Source organism: Photorhabdus hindustanensis, assembly GCF_002968995.1.
GTDB lineage: Bacteria > Pseudomonadota > Gammaproteobacteria > Enterobacterales > Enterobacteriaceae > Photorhabdus > Photorhabdus akhurstii.
Genome location: NZ_PUWT01000059.1, coordinates 46,890 through 67,748 on the forward strand (window position 1 = coordinate 46,890; position 20,859 = coordinate 67,748).

At 42.6% G+C, this 20,859-nt stretch carries 21 protein-coding genes; 13 read left to right on the forward strand and 8 right to left on the reverse strand.

The features are described 5' to 3' along the window. Positions 1-188: 188 nt before the first annotated feature. Both mrcB and hrpB read right to left on the reverse strand, forming a co-directional pair. On the reverse strand, positions 189-2,642 hold the full coding sequence (gene mrcB / locus C6H66_RS19720; RefSeq protein ID WP_105396478.1) for a bifunctional glycosyl transferase/transpeptidase: 2,454 nt from the start codon (positions 2,640-2,642) through the stop codon (positions 189-191). A gap of 94 nt (positions 2,643-2,736) precedes the next feature. Further along, the gene (hrpB, locus tag C6H66_RS19725; protein ID WP_105396479.1) at positions 2,737-5,175 is read right to left on the reverse strand and encodes an ATP-dependent helicase HrpB; all 2,439 of its coding nucleotides are present in this window, start codon (positions 5,173-5,175) and stop codon (positions 2,737-2,739) included. 92 nt (positions 5,176-5,267) lie between these two features. Here hrpB and sfsA point away from each other — a divergent pair, with 92 nt between their 5' ends. The 8 genes from sfsA to panD all read left to right on the forward strand — a co-directional run bounded on the left by sfsA (position 5,268) and on the right by panD (position 11,980). After that, on the forward strand, positions 5,268-5,975 hold the full coding sequence (gene sfsA, locus C6H66_RS19730; RefSeq protein WP_105396480.1) for a DNA/RNA nuclease SfsA: 708 nt from the start codon (positions 5,268-5,270) through the stop codon (positions 5,973-5,975). 195 nt (positions 5,976-6,170) lie between these two features. Then, a complete protein-coding gene (gene dksA, locus C6H66_RS19735) occupies positions 6,171-6,626 on the forward strand; it encodes an RNA polymerase-binding protein DksA (RefSeq protein WP_011145244.1) in 456 nt (151 codons plus the stop codon). Positions 6,627-6,687: 61 nt separating this feature from the next. Continuing rightward, the gene (gluQRS, locus tag C6H66_RS19740) at positions 6,688-7,575 is read left to right on the forward strand and encodes a tRNA glutamyl-Q(34) synthetase GluQRS (protein WP_105396481.1); all 888 of its coding nucleotides are present in this window, start codon (positions 6,688-6,690) and stop codon (positions 7,573-7,575) included. Positions 7,576-7,662: 87 nt separating this feature from the next. Next, positions 7,663-9,228, forward strand: coding sequence for a polynucleotide adenylyltransferase PcnB (gene pcnB / locus C6H66_RS19745; RefSeq protein WP_105396488.1), 1,566 nt, complete (start codon positions 7,663-7,665; stop codon positions 9,226-9,228). 5 nt (positions 9,229-9,233) lie between these two features. Continuing rightward, positions 9,234-9,749: a 2-amino-4-hydroxy-6-hydroxymethyldihydropteridine diphosphokinase gene (folK, locus tag C6H66_RS19750; protein ID WP_046397337.1), complete on the forward strand. Its 516-nt coding sequence runs from the start codon at positions 9,234-9,236 to the stop codon at positions 9,747-9,749. Positions 9,750-9,819: 70 nt separating this feature from the next. Next, positions 9,820-10,611 (forward strand): 3-methyl-2-oxobutanoate hydroxymethyltransferase, encoded by a 792-nt coding sequence (gene panB, locus C6H66_RS19755; RefSeq protein WP_046397338.1) that lies wholly within the window; start codon positions 9,820-9,822, stop codon positions 10,609-10,611. Between the two features lie 54 nt (positions 10,612-10,665). Next, the gene (gene panC / locus C6H66_RS19760) at positions 10,666-11,520 is read left to right on the forward strand and encodes a pantoate--beta-alanine ligase (protein ID WP_105396482.1); all 855 of its coding nucleotides are present in this window, start codon (positions 10,666-10,668) and stop codon (positions 11,518-11,520) included. A gap of 79 nt (positions 11,521-11,599) precedes the next feature. Continuing rightward, positions 11,600-11,980, forward strand: coding sequence for an aspartate 1-decarboxylase (panD, locus tag C6H66_RS19765; protein WP_036783129.1), 381 nt, complete (start codon positions 11,600-11,602; stop codon positions 11,978-11,980). Between the two features lie 135 nt (positions 11,981-12,115). Here panD and C6H66_RS19770 read toward each other — a convergent pair whose 3' ends face one another. Further along, positions 12,116-12,886 (reverse strand): ABC transporter permease, encoded by a 771-nt coding sequence (locus tag C6H66_RS19770; RefSeq protein WP_036783126.1) that lies wholly within the window; start codon positions 12,884-12,886, stop codon positions 12,116-12,118. Beyond that, positions 12,883-13,809 carry an ABC transporter ATP-binding protein gene (locus tag C6H66_RS19775; RefSeq protein WP_046397341.1) on the reverse strand — a complete coding sequence of 309 codons (927 nt, stop codon included), beginning with the start codon at positions 13,807-13,809 and terminating at the stop codon, positions 12,883-12,885. Before C6H66_RS19775 ends, C6H66_RS19770 begins: the two co-directional genes overlap by 4 nt. 187 nt (positions 13,810-13,996) lie before the next feature. Here C6H66_RS19775 and can point away from each other — a divergent pair, with 187 nt between their 5' ends. Beyond that, the gene (gene can, locus C6H66_RS19780) at positions 13,997-14,650 is read left to right on the forward strand and encodes a carbonate dehydratase (protein WP_046397342.1); all 654 of its coding nucleotides are present in this window, start codon (positions 13,997-13,999) and stop codon (positions 14,648-14,650) included. A gap of 229 nt (positions 14,651-14,879) precedes the next feature. Here can and C6H66_RS19785 read toward each other — a convergent pair whose 3' ends face one another. Both C6H66_RS19785 and C6H66_RS19790 read right to left on the reverse strand, forming a co-directional pair. Next, the gene (locus C6H66_RS19785) at positions 14,880-15,380 is read right to left on the reverse strand and encodes a GNAT family N-acetyltransferase (RefSeq protein ID WP_105396483.1); all 501 of its coding nucleotides are present in this window, start codon (positions 15,378-15,380) and stop codon (positions 14,880-14,882) included. Between the two features lie 4 nt (positions 15,381-15,384). Next, the gene (locus tag C6H66_RS19790) at positions 15,385-15,663 is read right to left on the reverse strand and encodes a type II toxin-antitoxin system TacA family antitoxin (RefSeq protein WP_072165183.1); all 279 of its coding nucleotides are present in this window, start codon (positions 15,661-15,663) and stop codon (positions 15,385-15,387) included. 983 nt (positions 15,664-16,646) lie between these two features. Here C6H66_RS19790 and C6H66_RS19795 point away from each other — a divergent pair. Together C6H66_RS19795 and C6H66_RS19800 are read left to right on the forward strand one after the other, a co-directional pair. Beyond that, on the forward strand, positions 16,647-16,928 hold the full coding sequence (locus C6H66_RS19795) for a type II toxin-antitoxin system RelE/ParE family toxin (RefSeq protein WP_105396484.1): 282 nt from the start codon (positions 16,647-16,649) through the stop codon (positions 16,926-16,928). Between the two features lie 10 nt (positions 16,929-16,938). Further along, positions 16,939-17,217, forward strand: coding sequence for a HigA family addiction module antitoxin (locus C6H66_RS19800; protein WP_011145233.1), 279 nt, complete (start codon positions 16,939-16,941; stop codon positions 17,215-17,217). Between the two features lie 107 nt (positions 17,218-17,324). Here the strand turns inward: C6H66_RS19800 and hpt are convergent, their stop codons facing one another. Beyond that, entirely contained in the window at positions 17,325-17,870 is a 546-nt protein-coding gene (gene hpt / locus C6H66_RS19805; RefSeq protein ID WP_105396485.1) for a hypoxanthine phosphoribosyltransferase, read from the reverse strand. Between the two features lie 369 nt (positions 17,871-18,239). Further along, positions 18,240-18,503: a helix-turn-helix domain-containing protein gene (locus C6H66_RS19810; protein ID WP_105396489.1), complete on the reverse strand. Its 264-nt coding sequence runs from the start codon at positions 18,501-18,503 to the stop codon at positions 18,240-18,242. Between the two features lie 1,583 nt (positions 18,504-20,086). Between C6H66_RS19810 and C6H66_RS19820 the strand changes: the two genes are divergently transcribed. Continuing rightward, complete coding sequence (locus C6H66_RS19820; protein WP_105396487.1) at positions 20,087-20,461, forward strand: hypothetical protein; 375 nt, start codon at positions 20,087-20,089, stop codon at positions 20,459-20,461. A gap of 249 nt (positions 20,462-20,710) precedes the next feature. Next, the coding region (locus tag C6H66_RS19825) for a helix-turn-helix domain-containing protein (protein WP_146111022.1) at positions 20,711-20,859 on the forward strand (149 nt) is incomplete at its 3' end.

The following is a 20,859-nucleotide window of genomic DNA, read 5'->3' on the forward strand; positions in this document are numbered from 1 at the left end:
TTTATAACAATTTATTTACAATTAAATAACAAACATAAGACTAAAAGGATAATAACGCGGTATGTTTGGAAAGCAGGTAAAAAGGGAGTGAACAGCTCTGTGGGATGAATAGCGCTCTACTTTACCCAGAAAACAAAAACGCTGACCATAGAGATCAGCGTTTTGTCATTTATCTCATCAAATATTTATTATTGGCCAAACATCTCCCGCAACCAGCCCGGTGCTTGTTCTTGCTGTTGAACAGGTGCTGATACCTCTGTTTGCTGGCACAAACTTTGTGGATCATAAGTCCAAACCGGTAATGTTCGCCAACCACTGCCACTACAGCTAAAGCTGCCATCCTGATTAACCGCCATATCGACAATGCCTTCTGGTGGAATGTTATTCAACATCAGCGGCGTCTGATTTTCCAGATAACGGCGATACACATTCAACGCCCCTGTAGCGCCTGTCAGATTAGTCGGGTCGTTGTTATCGCGGCCAACCCACGCTATCACCACCTCTTTACCATCGATTCCGGCAAACCAGCTATCACGCAGATCATTGGTGGTACCCGTTTTACCCGCCAGATTATAACGACCAAACTTAGCGTTCAGAGAACGAGAAGTTCCATTCGCTACCACCTGCTGCATACCATATAGCGTCAGATAAGCCGCCTGAGCCGGTACAGCCCGTTCAGCCTGTGGGTAACTCTGATATATCACAGCGCCATCTTCCGCGATGACAGAACGTAACGCGGAAAGCGTCGCACGGTTGCCGCCACTCGCCATTGTCTGGTATTCCTGCGCTACTTCCAAAGGTGTCAAGCTGAGAGAACCCAGTAACATGGCCGGAACCTGCTGAATCACTTCTTCCGGTACGCCAAGCCGGATCAATGTGTTGCTGACATGATCAAGACCAACCGCCAATCCAAGGTTCACCGTAGGAATATTCAATGAATTTGCCAGCCCATCTATCAACATGACTCGCCCACGGAAACGACGGTCATAATTTCTCGGTTCCCAAACCTTGCTGTTCGGCTGTTTTACCGCAAGAGGTTCATCCGCCAGCCAGGTATTCAACCGATATTGATCCGGCTCGCTCAATGCCGCCAAATAAGTCGAAGGTTTCGCCAGCGAGCCAATTGAACGACGCGCCATCATCGCTCGGTTAAATCCAGCATACTGAGGTTGAGAACCTCCAACCATCGCTCTGATTTCACCACTGATACGATCGACAACCACCATTGCCCCTTCAAGGTCAGCAATTTTGCGGGTTTTTCTCAGGTTGGCAATTCCCTCTTCTACCGCGTTTTCAGCCGCATCCTGAGATACCGGGTCCAAAGTAGTGAAGATTTTTACGCCGGACAGATCATTTACTCGATCCCCCAGTCGGTCCTGCAATTCTTTACGAACTAGCTGCATAAACGCCGGTTGTGGGGTAATAACACCACCTTTCGGTTTTACCCCCAGTGGACGAGCACTCAATAACTTATAAAGATCTTCATCAATAATTTGCTGGTTTTGTAACAGCTTGAGCACCACATTACGACGCTGGAGAACGAGTTTAGGATTACGCCACGGATTATAGAGTGAGGCCCCTTTCACCATACCGACCAGCAACGCCTGTTGATCTAAACTCAATTCATCCACGGGACGGCCAAAATAGTAGAGGCTCGCCAGCGGGAATCCTCGGATCTCCCCATCACCACTTCGGCCTAAATAAACTTCGTTCAGATACAGTTCGAGAATCCGATCTTTGCTGTAACGATAATCCATCAGCACCGCCATATAGGCTTCATTGGCTTTGCGCACCAAAGTACGTTCATTGGTCAGGAACAGGTTTCTCACCAATTGTTGCGTCAGGGTACTTCCCCCCTGAACCGTACGTCCGGCAGTCAAGTTAGCCAGTGCTGCACGCCCAATGGAAAGAATACGGATGCCATCATGTTGATAGAAATGGCGATCTTCCGTCGCCAGCAAGGTGTTAACCAGTAAATCGGGGAAACCAGAACGTGGCACAAATAACCGCTGCTCCCCATTGGGGGACTGCAACATGGTAATCAGCTTCGGATCAAGACGGAAGAACCCAAACTGACGCTGATTTTCCAGATTTTCGATCCCCGCCAAGCGGTTATCGCTGAAAGTCAGCAAAGCGTGGATCTGCCCCTCTTTACTGTCAGGGAAATCAAACGGACGGCGCAACATTTCAATGGTTTCACCTCTGACAGAAAACTCCCCAGCGCGGGTAATTTTTGTCACCTGGCGATACTGCATCCCTTCCAGCAGATGTACCATCTCTTTCTTACTGTAGTTCATGCCCGGTTCAAGATTGACCATGCGGCCATAGACTGCCGCCGGTAACTCCCAGACTTTTCCATCAATGCGATCGCGGATTTTGGCATCCAGATAGACACCATAAGCCGCCAGTAATACGGCAAAAATAATAAATATCTTGAATAACAACCAGAACCAACGCCACTTTTTCTTAGGTGGGCGAGAATACATTCCTTTCGTTGTCATGGGTTGATCCTCTTCATCATCGTAGTCATCATCTTCATAGCCATTATCATCCAACCGATATCGCCTTTTTAATGGCCCTTTACTGCGGGATACCAACTTTTTGCCTTTACGTCCGATTGGTTGACGATCTTCACCAGACATTCCAAAATTCTCCAAAACCGCTCAGATGCTCTTATTTGGGTTTTCATATTTTTTAATGAATTTATTCGCCAGAAAAAACAAGGAGTAAATTCTATTACGAATATTTTTTTGTCCGCCGAGTAGGTAGCGTATTTGCCGGATCATCCGGCCATAAATGTTTTGGGTAACGCCCTTTCATCTCTTTTTGTACTTCACGATAGGACCCTTGCCAAAAAGCAGCCAGATCCTGCGTGATCTGCAATGGCCTTTGGGCTGGCGATAAGAGTTCAAGCACCAGTGTTATCCGCCCTTTTGCCAGAGAGGGGCTTTGCTGCTCGCCATACATTTCCTGCATCCGAACAGATAATACCGGTGGTTTATCACTGAAATAACGAATTGCTATCCGACTGCCGGTAGGAACAGTGTAATAAATAGGCAGTTCATTATCCAGACACTGTTGTTGTTGCCAATCCAGCAAGTTTTCCAACACCGGCAACAAATCAATCTGTTTCAGCCCTTTCAAATCACGCACGCCAGTAAGGAACGGCATCAACCAATCATCAAGAGAAGCCATTAATGCATCATTATCTACTGCCGGCCACTCCATTTCAGGCAACCATTTAGCCGCACATTGGATACGGATGCACAACTGAACTGCCGCAGGTGACCAGTTCAGCTCATGTAATCCCTCACTGCGTAACCAGTTTAGCAGAGCCTGTTGTAATTGCTCATCGGAAGGTTTTGCCAATCGTTGGGCTTTTACTGTCAGGCTGCCACATTGCAGCCGTTTCCATGCTCGTAATGTCCCTTTGTTATCATCCCATTCAACGACACTTTGCTCACTGAATAAATTCGGTTGTTGCTGTACCAGTCGTTCAATATCCAGAGGACAAGCCAGCAAAATACGCGCATCAGGATTTTTGCTGTTTTGTAATAACGAAGGAGCCACCAGCCACGATTCGCCAGACAACTTTTCTTCATCATCGATTATCGTTCCCAAACCATTCGCCAGTTGAAAACGCCCTCTCTTATCTCGATTTTTGGCTATTCTGTCAGGGAAACCCTGGGCTAATAGCATTGCAACAAATCCACCATCCGGTTCACCAAAATGATCGCCCATATTCCTGGTTAACTGCTTGGCTCGCCGTAACCAATGAGCCTGTCGCTGTTCAACCCAATAAGTGATATCCGGCTGACCATCTCGGGGCGGTTCCTCCAGAATCGCGGTCAGCATAGCTGCGGTTGCCAGCATATCGGCCCCTTGTTCCAGCCCTGCACATAACATCGCAGCCAAACGCGGATCACTGCCGGATTCCGCCATTTTTCTGCCTCTGGACATTAACTGACCATTGTTATTGACTGCGCCTAACTGTAATAACAGCGACTTGGCTACTGCCAGAGCTGCCGCCGGTGGCATGTCTAGCCAATGCAATTGAGAAATATCATGACAGCCCCACTGCAATAAGGAGAGCCATAAGCTACTGAGATCAGTATTCAGAATTTCAGGCTCACTATGTTCTGCCGATCTTTCTGCCTGTTCCTGGCTGAATAGGTGCCAACAAACTCCGGCTTCCAGTCGTCCCGCTCGGCCAGCCCGTTGTGTCATAGAAGCTTGACTGATGCGTTGAGTGATCAGACGAGTCAGCCCATTTTTGGGTTCAAAACGCGTCGTGCGTTCAAGACCGCTATCAACCACCAATCGAATACCTTCAATCGTTAAGCTGGTTTCCGCAATGTTAGTCGCCAAAACAACTTTACGGCGTCCACATGGTGAAGGTTCGATCGCTTTTTGTTGTTCAGCCAATGACAACGCACCGTATAACGGGCACAAATCGGTATCCTCGGCAACTCTCCCGCTAAGAAGTCCAAATACCTGTTGAATTTCTCCGCTACCCGGCAAGAACAACAGCATAGAACCTTGTTCCTGTTGGAGTAACCGCAATACAACGGTAGCTACACTCTGTTCAAGAGGTTGATGAGTTGGCAAATGACAATAATGTCTGGTCACAGGAAAGCTTCGCCCTTGAGAAGTAATCACCGGCGCATCAGGTAATAAAGAACAGAGCCGCTGATTATCCAGCGTCGCTGACATAATCAAAATTCGCAGATCATCCCGCAGCCCTGCCTGTACATCCAGCAACAACGCCAGCGCCAAATCGGCCTGCAAGCTACGCTCATGGAATTCATCCAGAATCACCAGAGAAACCCCGGTCAGCATGGGATCTTGCTGCAACATACGGGTTAAAATGCCTTCCGTTACCACTTCAAGGCGAGTGGTTGTACTCACTTTCGTCTCTGAACGCATCCGGTAACCCACCGTCTGCCCAATATTTTCATTCAGTTGAGCTGCAAGGCGATTGGCAACACTGCGAGCGGCAATCCGTCGTGGTTCCAACATTATGATACGTCCAGAAAAATCGGCTTTTTTCAGAATTTCCAATGGCAAAACTGTCGATTTCCCGGCACCCGCCGGAGCATGAAGCAGGACCTGTTGTGAACTTTTCAACGCACTCAAGACAGGCTCGACGACTTCATATACAGGCAATAAAGACACAAACACTCCATACAAAGAAAGTTAACTTTCAACCGTCGGTATTGTAGCATTGCCCGCTTCAATCTTATGCCATCAGTCATCAAGGAGTTTTTATGGAATTCCATCCACCCTTACAATCTGCCACGCTAATTCGTCGTTATAAACGTTTCCTGGCTGATGTCATCACACCGGAAGGCGAAACACTGACCATCCATTGTGCCAATACGGGCGCAATGACCGGCTGCGCGACACCGGGAGATACGGTTTGGTACTCCACATCTGATAATCCCAAGCGTAAATACCCCAACAGTTGGGAATTAACAGAAACGCAGGATGGTCACTGGATTTGCGTCAATACGCTCAGAGCAAATGATTTAGTCGCTGAAGCCATTGCAAAAAATGCTATTCCAGAATTTTCTGAATATAAAAAAATCAGTCGCGAAGTGAAATATGGCGAAGAGAACAGTCGGATAGATCTGTTATTACAGGCAGAACAACAAGTTAATTGCTATATTGAAGTGAAATCAGTGACTCTTCTCCAGGAAAATTGTGGCTATTTCCCTGATGCTGTTACGGCCCGCGGGCAAAAACACCTACGGGAATTGCAGCACATAGCAGAACAAGGGCAAAGAGCGGTTTTGTTCTTTGCGGTTTTGCATTCCAGCATCAGGCAGGTCGCGGCGGCGGCACATATTGATCATAATTATTCATCTCTTTTGGAACAAGCGCAAAATTCTGGGGTCGAAGTTATCTGTTACCAGGCCAACATGACCGGAAAAGGGATGATTTTAGGCGATAAGTTAACTTTTGTACTAAAATAATTAATTTATCGATTTACCTAATTATTTGCAGCCAAGTTGTACAAGGTGTAAAGGCATGCAATACATTTGCTTCCACACCATTGTGAAACTAATGGCAGGAACAATTGCCAACCCATGCTCCATCTGCTATTTATAGCGGCCTGTTTTTTTCCCCGCTAGGGGTTTGTTTGATAGTGCGTGTGTAGGAGAAGTATTATGCAAGAAGGGCAAAAACGTAAAACCTCGTCCTTAAGCATTCTCGCCATCGCTGGGGTAGAACCTTACCAAGAAAAGCCAGGTGAAGAATACATGAACGATGCCCAGTTGGCGCATTTCAAGCTAATTCTTGAAGCATGGCGCAATCAACTCAGGGATGAAGTAGATCGTACTGTATCTCATATGCAAGATGAGGCAGCGAACTTCCCTGATCCAGTTGACCGTGCGGCGCAGGAAGAAGAATTCAGTCTTGAATTACGTAACCGCGATCGTGAGCGTAAATTGATTAAGAAGATCGAGAAAACCCTGAAAAAAGTCGAAGATGACGATTTCGGTTTTTGTGAATCCTGTGGCATTGAGATCGGCATCCGTCGTTTGGAAGCCCGCCCAACCGCAGATTTGTGTATTGATTGTAAAACTCTGGCCGAAATCCGTGAAAAACAGATGGCTGGCTAATTAATGGTGTTCCGAATACGGCGTCTTCATGGCGCCGTATAAACAACTCCACTGATCCCATATGATAAAATCTGAACGTCCCCACTCTTATATTGGGCGTTTCGCCCCATCACCTTCTGGCGACCTGCATTTTGGTTCATTAATCACTGCCATTGGCAGCTATTTGCAAGCCCGCGCTTGTCAGGGAAAGTGGCTGATACGTATCGATGATATTGATCCGCCCAGAGAAGTTCCCGGTGCTGCCGACCGTATTCTTCACGCGCTTGAGCATTACGGTTTACATTGGGATGGTGAAATTCTCTATCAATCTCAACGCCATGAGGCTTACCGTCATATCCTTAATCAATTGCAACAACAAGGCTTAAGCTATTACTGCACTTGTACCCGTCAACGCATTCACCAGACTAATGGTTTTTATGATAGAAACTGTCGTGAATTAAATTTGCCCGTTGATCATGCAGCAATTCGATTCAAACAGCGTCATCCGATTTACGGTTTCGAAGATAAGTTGCAAGGATATCTGAACGCCGATCCGATCATGGCTGAAGAAGATTTTATTATTCACCGTCGTGACGGTTTATTTGCCTATAATTTAGTGGTTGTTATTGATGATGATTACCAAGGGGTGACCGAGGTGGTAAGAGGAGCTGATTTGATCGAACCAACCGTCCGTCAGATGGCGCTTTATCAGCGGTTAAATCTGAAAATACCTGACTATATTCATTTACCACTCGCTCTGAATCAGGATGGCAATAAACTTTCCAAACAGAATCATGCTCAGCCGATCCCATTGGATGATCCTCGGCCATTACTGATTGAGGCACTATCTTTCCTTAATCAACCTATCATAGAAAACTGGCAAGATCTTTCTCGTGATCAATTGCTGAAAAAAGCAACAGCACATTGGGATCTGGACCGAATTCCACGACAAGGTAAAATACATAGGTAACGTGAATAAAGTTACGGTTAGTCATAACAACCATTCTCAAAAAATACACAGTAGGCTATGATTAGCCGCTGTTTTTATTTGTTTTATATGATTAGTTACTTATCGAGGTGTACCATTTTTAACCGAGTAGCAAATTTCTGCCGTAACTTATTGATCCGCGAAGGGAAAACTAACCGCGAACCACAGGCAGCCAGTGAAGGATCAGTCACCGGATCTAATCGTTCTACTCAGGAAGAGTACGTAACTCTTCACTCTAATCGCCAAAACCCTTATCAATCTTCATCCAATGTGGAAATACAAAGGAAGGTTGAACAGGAGAATCCTCATCCTGACTCATTAATAACGATAATTCCACGGGAACAACATAGTATTTCCCGCAGAGATATCAGTGAAAATGCACTGAAAGTTCTTTACCGTCTGAATAAATCCGGCTTTGAAGCCTATCTGGTTGGCGGTGGCGTCCGTGATTTATTGCTCGGCACGAAACCGAAAGATTTTGATATTGCCACCAATGCAACGCCAGAACAGGTACGTAAACTATTTCGCAACTGCCGTCTGGTTGGGCGCCGCTTTCGTTTAGCTCATATTATGTTTGGTCAGGAAGTGATCGAAGTCGCAACATTCCGTGGCCCACATGAACAGACGAGTTCCGGCGATAAAAATCAGTCACAACAAGCACAAAGCGGCATGCTACTGCGGGATAACATCTTCGGATCAATTGAAGAAGATGCTATGCGCCGCGATTTCACCATAAACAGCCTCTATTACGGCATCAATGATTTCTCTCTGCGTGATTATGCCGGTGGCCTGCATGATCTGGAAACCGGTGTTATCCGCTTGATTGGCGATCCTGAAACTCGCTATCGAGAAGATCCAGTAAGAATGCTGCGTGCGATCCGATTCGCCAGCAAACTAAATATGACCATCAGCGAAGATACCGCCGAACCGATTTCTCGTTTGGCTTTTCTGCTGAGTAATATTCCACCAGCCCGCCTGTTTGAAGAATCGCTAAAACTTTTACAAACCGGTCAAGGCTACAGCACTTATCAACTTCTGCGCGAGTACCGCCTATTTCAACCACTTTTTCCATTGGTTCAACGCTATTTCACCGAAAATAACGACTCGCCAATGGAACGTATGGTCAATCAGGTTTTGAAGAATACCGATTTCCGGTTACAGAACGACAAACGGGTTAATCCGGCGTTTTTGTTCGCCGCGATGCTCTGGTATCCACTGGTTGAGCATGCGGAAAAGCTGTCCCAAGAAGGTGGTCTGGCTTACTACGACGCTTTTGCATTAGCTATGAATGATATTCTGGATGAGCAATGCCACTCCATTGCTATTCCCAAGCGCCTGACAACCATCATGCGTGATATCTGGCAATTACAGCTACGCCTGCCGCGCCGTCATGGTAAGCGGGCAAATAAGCTGATGGAACACCCGAAATTCCGTGCTGCCTACGATTTGCTGGAACTCAGGGCCAATGTCGAAAACCGCAATGAGCTAAAAGAGCTTGCCCATTGGTGGGGAGAGTTTCAGCAAGTCAATGCATCACAGCAACGGAGTATGATTTCCGACCTGGGTAGTGAGATTGTCCGTCGGCGTACACGACCGCGCCGTCACTATAAACAAAGACTGAGCAGGAACGGCTGATAACTATGGCTCGTGTTTATATCGCTGTTGGTAGCAATCTGGCGGAACCTATGCAGCAAGTAAAAAATGCACTTGCTGCATTAAGGGATTTACCAGAAACAGAATTTATTGCCTGTTCCTCACTGTATCGTACTAAACCAATGGGGCCGCAGAATCAACCTGATTTTCTGAATGCGGCAGTCGCGCTGGAGACCTCGCTAACACCGGAAGAATTACTCAATCACACTCAGGCGATTGAACTGGCTCAAGGGCGAGTAAGAAAAGATGAGCGCTGGGGGCCAAGAACACTTGATCTGGATATCATGCTATTTGGTGATCAGGTGATTAATACCGAACGCTTGACAGTGCCTCACTACGGACTAAAACAACGCGAATTTATGCTCTACCCGTTAGCTGAAATTGCCCCTGATCTCATATTTCCTGACGGGGAAGCTTTATCTGAAAGACTAAAACATATTCCAGAAAACGGCCTGGAGCTCTGGCTGCAACCGCAGTCCTCTGATTCTAATCATTACATATAAGGATCTCAGTTCAGTCCGTGGCCGATTTCTGTACATAACAAGAAAAATTGCAGGAGAAGGAAGATAGATAATGAAACCAATAACCATGACTGATCTGAATCAGCTCAAGAACGAAAAACGTAAATTCGCAACTATTACCGCTTATGACGCCAGCTTTGCCCACCTGTTTGCCGAGCAAGGTATCGATGTCATGCTGGTGGGTGACTCACTGGGTATGACAGTACAAGGGGCTGATACCACCATTCCAGTGACAGTTGAAGATACTGTCTATCATACTCGTTGCGTCCGTGCCGGAGCACCTTATACTTTTATTATTGCCGATATGCCTTTCATGAGTTATGCCACACCAGAGCAGAGTTGTGAAAACGCGGCTAAGCTTATGCGTGCTGGCGCTAACATGGTTAAACTTGAAGGCGGTAGCTGGTTATACGATACCATTAGTATACTTACCGAGCGTTCTGTACCCGTTTGCGCTCATTTAGGACTAACTCCGCAGTCAGTTCATATTCTGGGCGGTTATAGAGTCCAAGGACGTGATGAAGAATCAGCGAATCAATTGATAAAAGATGCCATTACCTTAGAAAAAGCGGGCATACAACTGCTAGTGCTAGAGTGCGTCCCCGTTGATTTGGCTAAACTTATCACCGATGAATTACAGATCCCGGTAATCGGTATTGGCGCCGGTAATGTGACTGATGGGCAAATTTTAGTGATGCATGACGTGCTAGGCATCACAGTAAGCCCGCCTAAGTTTGTGAAAAACTTCCTTGAAGAAGCGGGAAATATACCTGATGCCATCCGCCTATATAAAGAGCAAGTAGAAAGCGGCGCCTACCCAGGTAAAGAACATTCATTTTATTAATAAACTACCCTTTGTTAGCCCGAAGGCTGCAAACATACTAAGGAGTATTAAGCAATGCTGATTGTCGAAACCGTACCGATTCTACGCCGTGAAATCCGCCGCTGGCGTCAGGAAGGAAAACGCATTGCACTAGTGCCAACAATGGGTAACTTGCACGATGGCCATATGACGTTAGTCGATACAGCCAAAGGGCAAGCAGATATTGTGATCGTCTCTATTTTCGTCAATCCGATGCAGTTTAATCGTCAGGATGATCTAGCAAGATATCCTCGTACTTTACAGGAAGATTGCGAAAAACTTCATCAACACGGTGTCGATCTAGTATTTGCTCCTGCCGATAAGGAAATATACCCTAATGGTATGGAACATCAGACTTATGTTGAAGTTCCTGAGCTTTCTACCATGTTGGAAGGGGCCAGTCGTCCCGGTCATTTCCGTGGTGTGTCAACCGTGGTGAGCAAACTGTTCAATCTGGTGCAACCAGATTTAACTTACTTTGGCGAGAAAGATTTTCAGCAATTACAACTTATTCGCAAAATGATTGACGACCTGGCTTATGACATTACGCTAATCTCAGTACCTACTGTGCGCGATAAAAATGGCCTGGCTCTCAGTTCACGTAATAACAATTTAACAGCCGATGAACATCGAATCGCCCCAGAACTCAGCAAGATCATGCGATCTATCGCTGAAAAAATGGCACAAGGAGAACGTCACACAGAACAACTGCTCACCCAAGCTGCCGAACAGCTACGCGAAGCAGGTTTTGTACCTGATGAGTTGTTTATCCGTGACGCCGAAACGCTGGCGCCATTAAATACCGAAAGCAAGAAAGCGGTTATTCTGATGGCTGCCTGGTTAGGGCAGACCCGTTTAATCGATAATCAACAGATAGACTTAATGCAATAATCGCCGTTGTATCAGGCGTTATTGATGCAGGAAAATAAAATAACAGATTCTAAGTTGTCATCGAATCAGGAGAGAAACCATGTTGCGCACCATGCTACAGGGGAAATTGCACCGAGTGAAAGTGACTCAGGCAGATCTACATTATGAAGGTTCCTGTGCAATTGATCAGAATTTTATGGATGCAGCCGGTATTCTGGAATATGAAGCTATTGATATCTATAACGTGGATAACGGCGAGCGTTTTTCCACTTATGCTATCGCCGCTGAACGTGGTTCTAGAATAATTTCAGTTAATGGCGCGGCCGCACGCCGTGCGGCGGCAGGTGATAGGCTGATTATTTGCTCATATGTACAAATCCCTAATGAAGATGCCTGTCATCATAAGCCTAATATTGCTTACTTCGACGGTGATAATATTATGAGCCGTATAGCTAAAGCCGTGCCAGTTCAGGTAGCTTAAATATTAATTTAAGCGCTCAATAATGGGTAGGTTGTGAAGACATTGCAGTTGTGAAGACATTGCAAATGCATTTCCCCTACCCATTCATCACCACTTACATAACAAAAGAATCTACAATATAAGTCCTTTCTACAATTAAGTCCTTAATCCCCGCCCTGTTTCAATTAAATACCAGGCAGTAAGATAAAAAATCATAATAAATGCAGTCAAAACACTTAATGTAACTATCAAAGAAACATCAGTAATTCCCAGGAAACCATAACGAAAACCACTAACCATATAAACGATCGGGTTAAGCTTGGAAACCGCCTGCCAAAATGGGGGTAATAATGTCAATGAATAGAACACCCCGCCAAGATAGGTCAATGGCGTTAATACGAAGGTCGGAATAATGCTGATATCATCAAATGTCTTAGCAAAAATCGAATTCAGCAAACCACCTAGTGAGAACAAAATAGAGGTCATCAATAACGTGACAACAATCATCCACCACGCATGAATATGAAGCGGAACAAAAAATAGAGAAACCAATGTCACCAAAATACCGACGCAAACACCACGGGCAACACCACCACCAACAAAGCCCACAATAACTATGTGTGTCGGAACCGGCGCTACCAATAATTCCTCAATACTGCGCTGGAATTTCGCGCCAAAGAAAGAGGAAGAAACATTGGCATAAGAGTTAGTAATCACCGCCATCATAATCAGGCCAGGGACAATAAACTGCATATAATCGACGCCGCCCATTTCTCCAATACGCGAACCAATCAAGCTACCGAAGATAATAAAATAGAGCGACATGGTAATAACCGGCGGTAATAAAGTCTGTACCCAAATACGCCCAAAACGGGTAATTTCTTTAATCCAGATAGTTTTTAGCGCCACCCAATACAACTGAATCATTTACTATCTCCTTGCTTGTTGTTCACCAAGCTGACAAATAACTCTTCCAGACGGTTCGCTTTATTGCGCATACTCAAAATATGAATACCCTGAGCGCTTAATTGGGTGAATACGCTATTTATTCCCTGACCGCGTTGAACATCCACTTCCAAAGTAGAGGCATCCAGCAGCCGATAATCATATCCTACCAATTCAAGAGTTGGGTTTTGCGTCGCCAGATCGAAGAAGAATGTTTCAGATTCCACCCGACTGAGTAAATTTTTCATACTGGTGTTTTCCACCAATTCACCATGCTGAATAATACCAATATTACGGCACAGCATTTCTGCTTCTTCTAAATAGTGAGTCGTTAGAATAATTGTCGTTCCTTGTGCATTCAGTTGTTGCAAAAAATTCCACATAGAGCGACGAAGTTCAATATCAACACCAGCAGTCGGTTCATCAAGAATCAATAATTTAGGCTGATGCATCAAAGCACGTACAATCATCAGACGTCGTTTCATCCCACCAGACAGGCGAATCGCTCGTTGATTACGTTTTTCCCACAGATCTAACTGCGATAGATAAGTTTTCGCTCTGGCTTGCGCCACTTTTCGCGGTACACCATAGTAACCGGCCTGATTGAGAACAATCTGCAACACCGTCTCAAACGGATTAAAGTTAAATTCTTGCGGAACAAGACCTAACTGGCGTTTAGCATTCACAATATCGGTATCAATATCATAGCCAAATACCTTAACCTTACCGCTGCTTTTGTTTACCAGAGAACTAATAATGCCGATTGTGGTGGACTTCCCTGCACCATTCGGACCCAATAATGCGTAGAAGTCTCCAACTTCCACATTCAGGTCTATCCCACGCAGCGCCTTAACACCATCAGTGTAAGTCTTAGTAAGCTGCGTTAACTCCAATGCATAAGTCATAAATTACAAAACACCTTTATTATCTGGTCGCCTTTGCGTGCAATGTGGAAACATAATGCTCCTTTTCTGCCTGACTTGCTTTGCAAAAACAGCAGAAAGATTAAAAACAAACAGCAACAAAATATTAAAATTTTAATTGATGTTGTATATGATTCTATCTTAAAGAAACACTACCAGGCTATGAATCATGATGAAAAAAATAGAAGAGCTGCTTGCCAATAACAAGCAGTGGTCAGAATCGGTTAACGAAGAAAACCCAAATTTTTTCAAAGAATTAGCAAAAGCACAAAAACCTCGATTCTTATGGATTGGCTGCTCAGACAGCCGGGTGCCAGCAGAAAAACTAATTGATGCCGCCCCCGGTGATTTATTTGTTCACAGGAACGTTGCAAACCTGGTTATTCATACTGACTTAAATTGTCTTTCAGTTATTCAATATGCGGTAGACGTACTGGAAGTTGAACATATCATTATCTGCGGACACTATGGTTGTGGTGGTATCGAAGCCGCAATTGATGGCACCGAGCTGGGATTGATTAACAACTGGCTGCTACATATCCGTGATCTTTGGTATAAACACAGTTCTATGCTAGGTGAATTACCCCCCAATGAGCGTCTGAACCGTCTGTGCGAAATTAATGTTGTTGAGCAAGTATATAACCTTGGTCACTCAACCATTATGCAATCAGCATGGAAACGAGGCCAAAAAGTGATGATCCACGGTTGGGTTTACGGTATCCATAATGGTCAATTGCAGGATCTTGAAGTGACGGCTGACAGCCGTGAAAAATTGGAATTGACCTATCGTCAGACCGTTTCCAAATTGACGCATAAGAAGTGATTTTTCTAAGTTACTGATAAAATACGCTGTAGAAAAGGTTATATTTAATCCTTTCCACAGCGTAATTAAATGAAGATTTATACAGATTTTCAGTTTATAAATTATATTAAAATGTTTTCCTCACACTTAAAAAAGTATATTTCACCCTTTAAACTCATGACAATATTTTTCTCCAGAGATATTATCTAAACTAGAGTGGAAAGTTTACAACAATTTTTGCTAAATGGTATTAATCTGTTATTTTAAAAACAGTTTTTAAATCTTTTAGCGTGATCATTAGCGTCATTGGATTTAAAAGCGAATCACTAAAACCCACAGACTTATAAAACGCCTTAGCATTCTCCGAGATAGCATGAACAATCAATCCCCTAATACCCACTAAATCTGCCGCTTGGGCGACACGTATGGAGGCATCTCTGACTAAATAGCGACCAAACCCTCTTCCTTGATAACGCTTATCAACAGCTAAGCGGCCCAAAATAATCACCGGAATGGGATTTGGCATATTACGCTTAAATTTGCTTATCGCCTCTTCTGACATGATTGAGCCGGTAGCTAACGAATAATAAGCAATAACATCCCTGTCTTGGCTTACAACATAGGTTCGCGAAGCATTCTCTTTTTGATTTTTTAATGCTCTGTCTGTTAACCAGTTGCCCAGGGTGTCAATTCCTGAAGTAAAACTATTTAAATTGTGATCATCTGTTAACAAAGTTGGATCATTAATCATTTTATCACCACGGTTTTTTCATATTTGCCGTTTTGATAAGACGCTCATTTGGAGCAGCCGGAGCATCAAGTTTAGCAATAAAAGCATTAAAAATTTCTGGAGATACAACCATAAAGGAGTGTTCCAATAAAGTATTTTCAGCATCACGTTTGATTGTATCAAGAACATATTCAGTAACGGTTTTTCCCTTCACTTTTGCCGCTCTATCTATTAAATCTCGATCCTCCTGCCTAATCCTCAAGTTGAGTGTCTTATTTTTACGGTTCTCACTTATCACGTTCATTACAAATCTCCTCACGCTATAGATGAGCTAAATAATACACAAAAGTAACGCCATTGTCATCACATTTCTAGAGGGGAGAATTCCCATTAGACATAGGCACCCACTCACCCCGGTCACATAGTTATCTATGCTCCCAGGGATTCGCTCCCTTGCCGTCGCGATGCATCTTGAAATCCATAGGGTATAGCTATTTAAACCTCGAATAGCTATTTTAATTTTCGAGTTTATACATATAGTAATAAGAATAAAATAACTCATGATAAAGATAATATAAATATTCATCATGATATATAGTCATTGGATTAATAAATATCCATCCGATGCATTAAAATATTATTTTTAATTAAAATTGATATATTCCATCTTAAAGTTCATTGCTATATGAACAAGAAACAGAATATAAAAAATTGTAATAAACAAATTAACATAATTACTGAAAAAATTTGCAGAAAATGGATAATCTGATGATACCATGCCTATTTCCCTAAAAGGATAGGTATTAATTAACTCTTAAAGATCAAAAAAAATGGAATATCTGCATGAAAATGAACGATAGTAAGTTAAAATGAATATGGAAAATGATGTTATTAATATTAAGATGTAAGAGATATTTTTAATTTTTTTTTATAAGGTTATAAAATTAAATTATCATTAATGTAAAAATCAGTATTTTTTGATTGAGTCAAAACACTAAAGCATAATAGTAAAAACTTTTAACATACAGAAATAAAATACTCAACAGTTAATCAACCCATTAAATTAATCAGGTGAATCAGGATATTTCTATAATATTTTTGACAATTTTTACAATTATTTTTAGAATACGAAAATTACTTATCCTCAATAATGTAAAATGAGTAATTAATCTAAATACTAATTAATTATCACTCATTGAATACTTAAATATTACAGAAATTATATGTATTTGTTGACATGCCATGACGACTTCCGCATAGTGTGCATATACAGTATACGAGACTAGTATGATTAAAAGCTTCAAACACAAAGGATTGGAAAAATTTTTCAAAACTGGTTCTACCGCCGGCATTCAACCTAAGCATGCCCTAAAGCTGCAAATCCAGCTAACAGCATTGAATATGGCTAAAAAACCAGAAGATATGAATGCCCCTAGCTGGAAACTTCATCCACTAAAAGGAGCAAATCTTAGCAGTCACTGGGCAATATCTGTTAACGGTAATTGGCGTTTAACATTTAGATTTGAGGGCGAAGATATAATTCTCGTTAATTATCAAGATTATCACTGAGGGCAACGAAATGAAAATGCATAAACCTGCACACCCAGGCATAGTTTTGCGTGAATATCTTGGTGACATATCTGTCACAGAGGCAGCAAAGGCTCTCGGTATAACCAGAGCTGCACTATCTCGCATATTAAACGGCAATGCAGGAATATCTGCTGATATGGCCCTGCGACTGGAAGCTGCATTAGGTACTAGTGCCGAAATGTGGACAGGAATGCAGTCCCAATATGAACTGTGGATTGCCTCACAGCACAAAAGACCAGAAATAAAACCAATACTGGCTCACTCCTGATAGCGTAATAAGGAGGCTTTATTAGCCAACCCAACACCACACACCATACCTGAATCACAAAGCAAAAACGGCAACCCGAAAGTTGCCGTTCCCAAGATACGAGAAAACTACTCTTCTAGCAAAACCACATGGCCGATATAAGGCAGATGACGGTAAAGTTGCGCATAATCGATACCATAACCCACCACAAATTTATCCTCAATTGAATAACCAATCCATTCAACCGGAACATCAACTTCACGGCGGGAAGGTTTATCCAGCAAGGTACAGATTGCCAGTGATTTTGGCTCACGCAGCGCCAAAATTTCACGCACTTTATTCAAAGTATTACCTGAATCAATAATATCTTCCACAATCAGCACATGCTTACCGCGGATATCCTCGTCCAGATCTTTCAGGATTTTCACATCACGAGTGGAATTCATACCGCTGCCGTAACTGGAAGCCGTCATAAAGTCGACTTGATGAGGGATCTGAATTTCACGGCATAAATCAGCCATAAAAATAAATGAACCTCTCAGCAACCCGACCAATACCAGCCCACTACCACTGTCACAATAGTGTTCAGTAATCTGTTTTCCCAGTTCAGCAATACGTTGCTTAACCTCCTGTTCGGAGATCATAACTTCTACAATATGTTTTGGTTTACTCATAACTATATATTTTTAAACGATAACTAAAATAAAATCATGTGTCTTTTTACAAAAAGTGATACACCGATTGATATACCGTTCACCACACAAAGACGCACACACAAAAACATGAGAACAAAATATTTTGCAAAGCATATCAGAATTCACCGCCTACAGTAAAAGAAGGATATATGACTCGTTGCCAGTGAGTAGATAAGTACACTAAACGTTCTGGCCTCGTGATAGGAAATTGCGACGCATTTCGTCGAAAGGTATTAAAGATTACGGTGATAGATAACCAATTATGCTACCTCATCAATCAAACAACACAGTAGGTAATCAGATGAAGTGAGGTGACTATTTCCCTGATATTTTACGGTATTAGAATAATTATTCTGCTGATTTCTCGCGAACTTTGCTCTCAATAAGATTACTGTCCATATCAAAATAACGACTAGGCCAGATTTCAGATAGATGAATGTTGAGATAATTAGCGATAATCCATTCGCCTTTAGGCCAAGGACGTGACAGCGTGTTGGCTAATGTGGAAGAACTCAGTCCCGCTTCACGGGATACCGCAGCTAAGGTTGGACCACGCTTACGTAATGCAACAATAATATCGGCTTGATGCCAATCATTTCTAACATTATTCATTCCTGCTACCCCTTCCATTAATTGAGAAAATTGATAGTGGTGATTCAGACAGGGTTCGCAGTACCGGTAGCTACCTTCCGGCAAGGCCGAAGCCTCCCCCGCCTGAACCACCATTACTCTTTCAATCTATAAAATGCCGTGTCAGATTCACTGCGCTGTTAAGCAGGCATGAGCCTGTAATTGTCGTACTGCCCTTTTGCTGCGGCGTCAAGTCCGCAAACAGTCAGCAAAAGTGGTGCAAACGTTGAAATACCAACAAGCACAGCAAAACGCCGCAACGTTAAGGATCAAACGGTAGCAATGAGCTAATTATTTAGGTGTAGAGAAGCCGCCCGCTAAATATTTTAAGCAAACATAGCTAGACATGAGCGAGATGCGCAAAAGCAATCCTGCTCATTGAAGTGAAATGAGATCGAGACGTAGCTCAATCCCATTGTGCGAAAGGCTATCACCTAACGCTAATGTGAAAAGTAAGCGAGCGCATGTTTCATGCCCACTTGAAATCAGATAAAAGTAAAGTGGATCTTCCCCACCTTAAATCCAGCTACGAAAGGCAATGAAAACCATAACCTCACGCGCCGAAGTACCGTTGGTACTCTATTAGCTAAAAAGACCATCATCACCAAACTAGCTAGGATTGTTCATACTAGCAATATCTGCTTCCAAAGGTGTGCAGATGTACCGCAATTCTTGCTTTCACTTTCAGGCTACAGAAGTTTTTCTAGTCGTTTAAGCGCTTCCTCTCAGACCTACGGAAACATTGATGACCATCTGTGATGGTAATTAAACAGATTTAGACTAACGAATGCTTTTACTGACAATAAGAGAAAGTGATGACTAAATAAATATATCAATAAGTTTTTATTTATATCATCCAATAGATTTAGCGCATTATCATGATAACTTTAATTATAGTTTCTCTTGAAAAGATTAGAGATTTAATATTTTCTTTTAAAATTTAATTCACCCCTATATTTTCAAGACGTTAGGGTAATTACCATATTTGGTTATTTTTTTATTTTAATAAAAATACATTGACATAAAAAAAAACCAAAAAATATAATCAAAATAAATTAAAAACCATATAAAAAATCAATAATAATTTATGAAAATAAAAATCTATAAAAACACCTTGTTATGCAGAGCTAAAGAAATATCAAAATTGTCTAAAAAAACCTTTAAAAAAGAGGCTTTATTTTTTAATCTTTTTATAGTTTATATTGTCTCGATATTTATACTTAGATTAGACACCCCTATTCTTGAGTATATAGATTACGTTATGTCAATAATTTTATTGATTATCATGTTCAGTACTGCAAATAAAATATCCAATGAATTTTCTTTATTGAAAAAAGAGTTCAAAAAAGAATACTCACATGATAAAAAACCAAATGTTTTTTATAAAATATTTACTCTATCTATTCTAGCTATTTTACTGATATTAGTATCCATTCCTTTTTTGTATATATTAAATTACACCCATTATAATTTTTCGTTAAAATTATTTTTAAATACAATCATGAGTTCTTATATATATTTGATTGTTATTATTTTTAGCAAACCTGAATGAAGGGAAATTTATTATGCGTGAGCTTACCATTCAAGAGTTCGATTTAGTTGCAGGTGCAGGGGTAGGAGAAACCGCTGGTGAAATAGCAGGAGCAGCCGCAGGGGGAGCTGCTGGAAGAATAGCTGGCAGTGTGGCTGGGGGATATGCTGGAGCCGCAGCTGGTGCAGCAATAGGCACTTTCATAGCACCGGGCCCAGGTACTGCATCTGGTGCAGTAATTGGTGTTGTTATTGGTCGATTCGCCGGTGGTGGTGCTGGAGCTGCCGGAGGAGCTGCAGCTGGCCGCCACATCGGAGGAGAAATAGGAGGTAGAATTGACTCTGGAGGCAATAGCAATGGTGCTGGGACCAATTATTGTAATTCAAGTGGATCTAACTATTGCCACTAATAAACCGTAATATTTTTAGATAAAAATGGGTGTAATTATACACCCATCAACCAAAAAAAGAGGTTACGTAAACAAAAACCATTTATTTTAATAACCTCTTAATAAGATAACTTATTACTCACTTATAGAGCCACAATCAACAATCATTAACATTAAATATGAACGGCGGATTCGACTAATAAGCGCAATTTTTCAGAAAGGCGGTCAGTTGCTATAGTAGGCATCTTTCCCGCCACAGGAGAATGCGCTATGGCCTATACACAACTGACCGAGACAGAAAGATATCAGATTTCCAGTTTAAAAACAGCGGGTTTTTCACAGCTTTTCATTGCTGAGTCACTTAAGCGAAGTCCGTCGACCATCAGCAGAGAATTGAAGAGAAATCAAGAAGTTCAAAC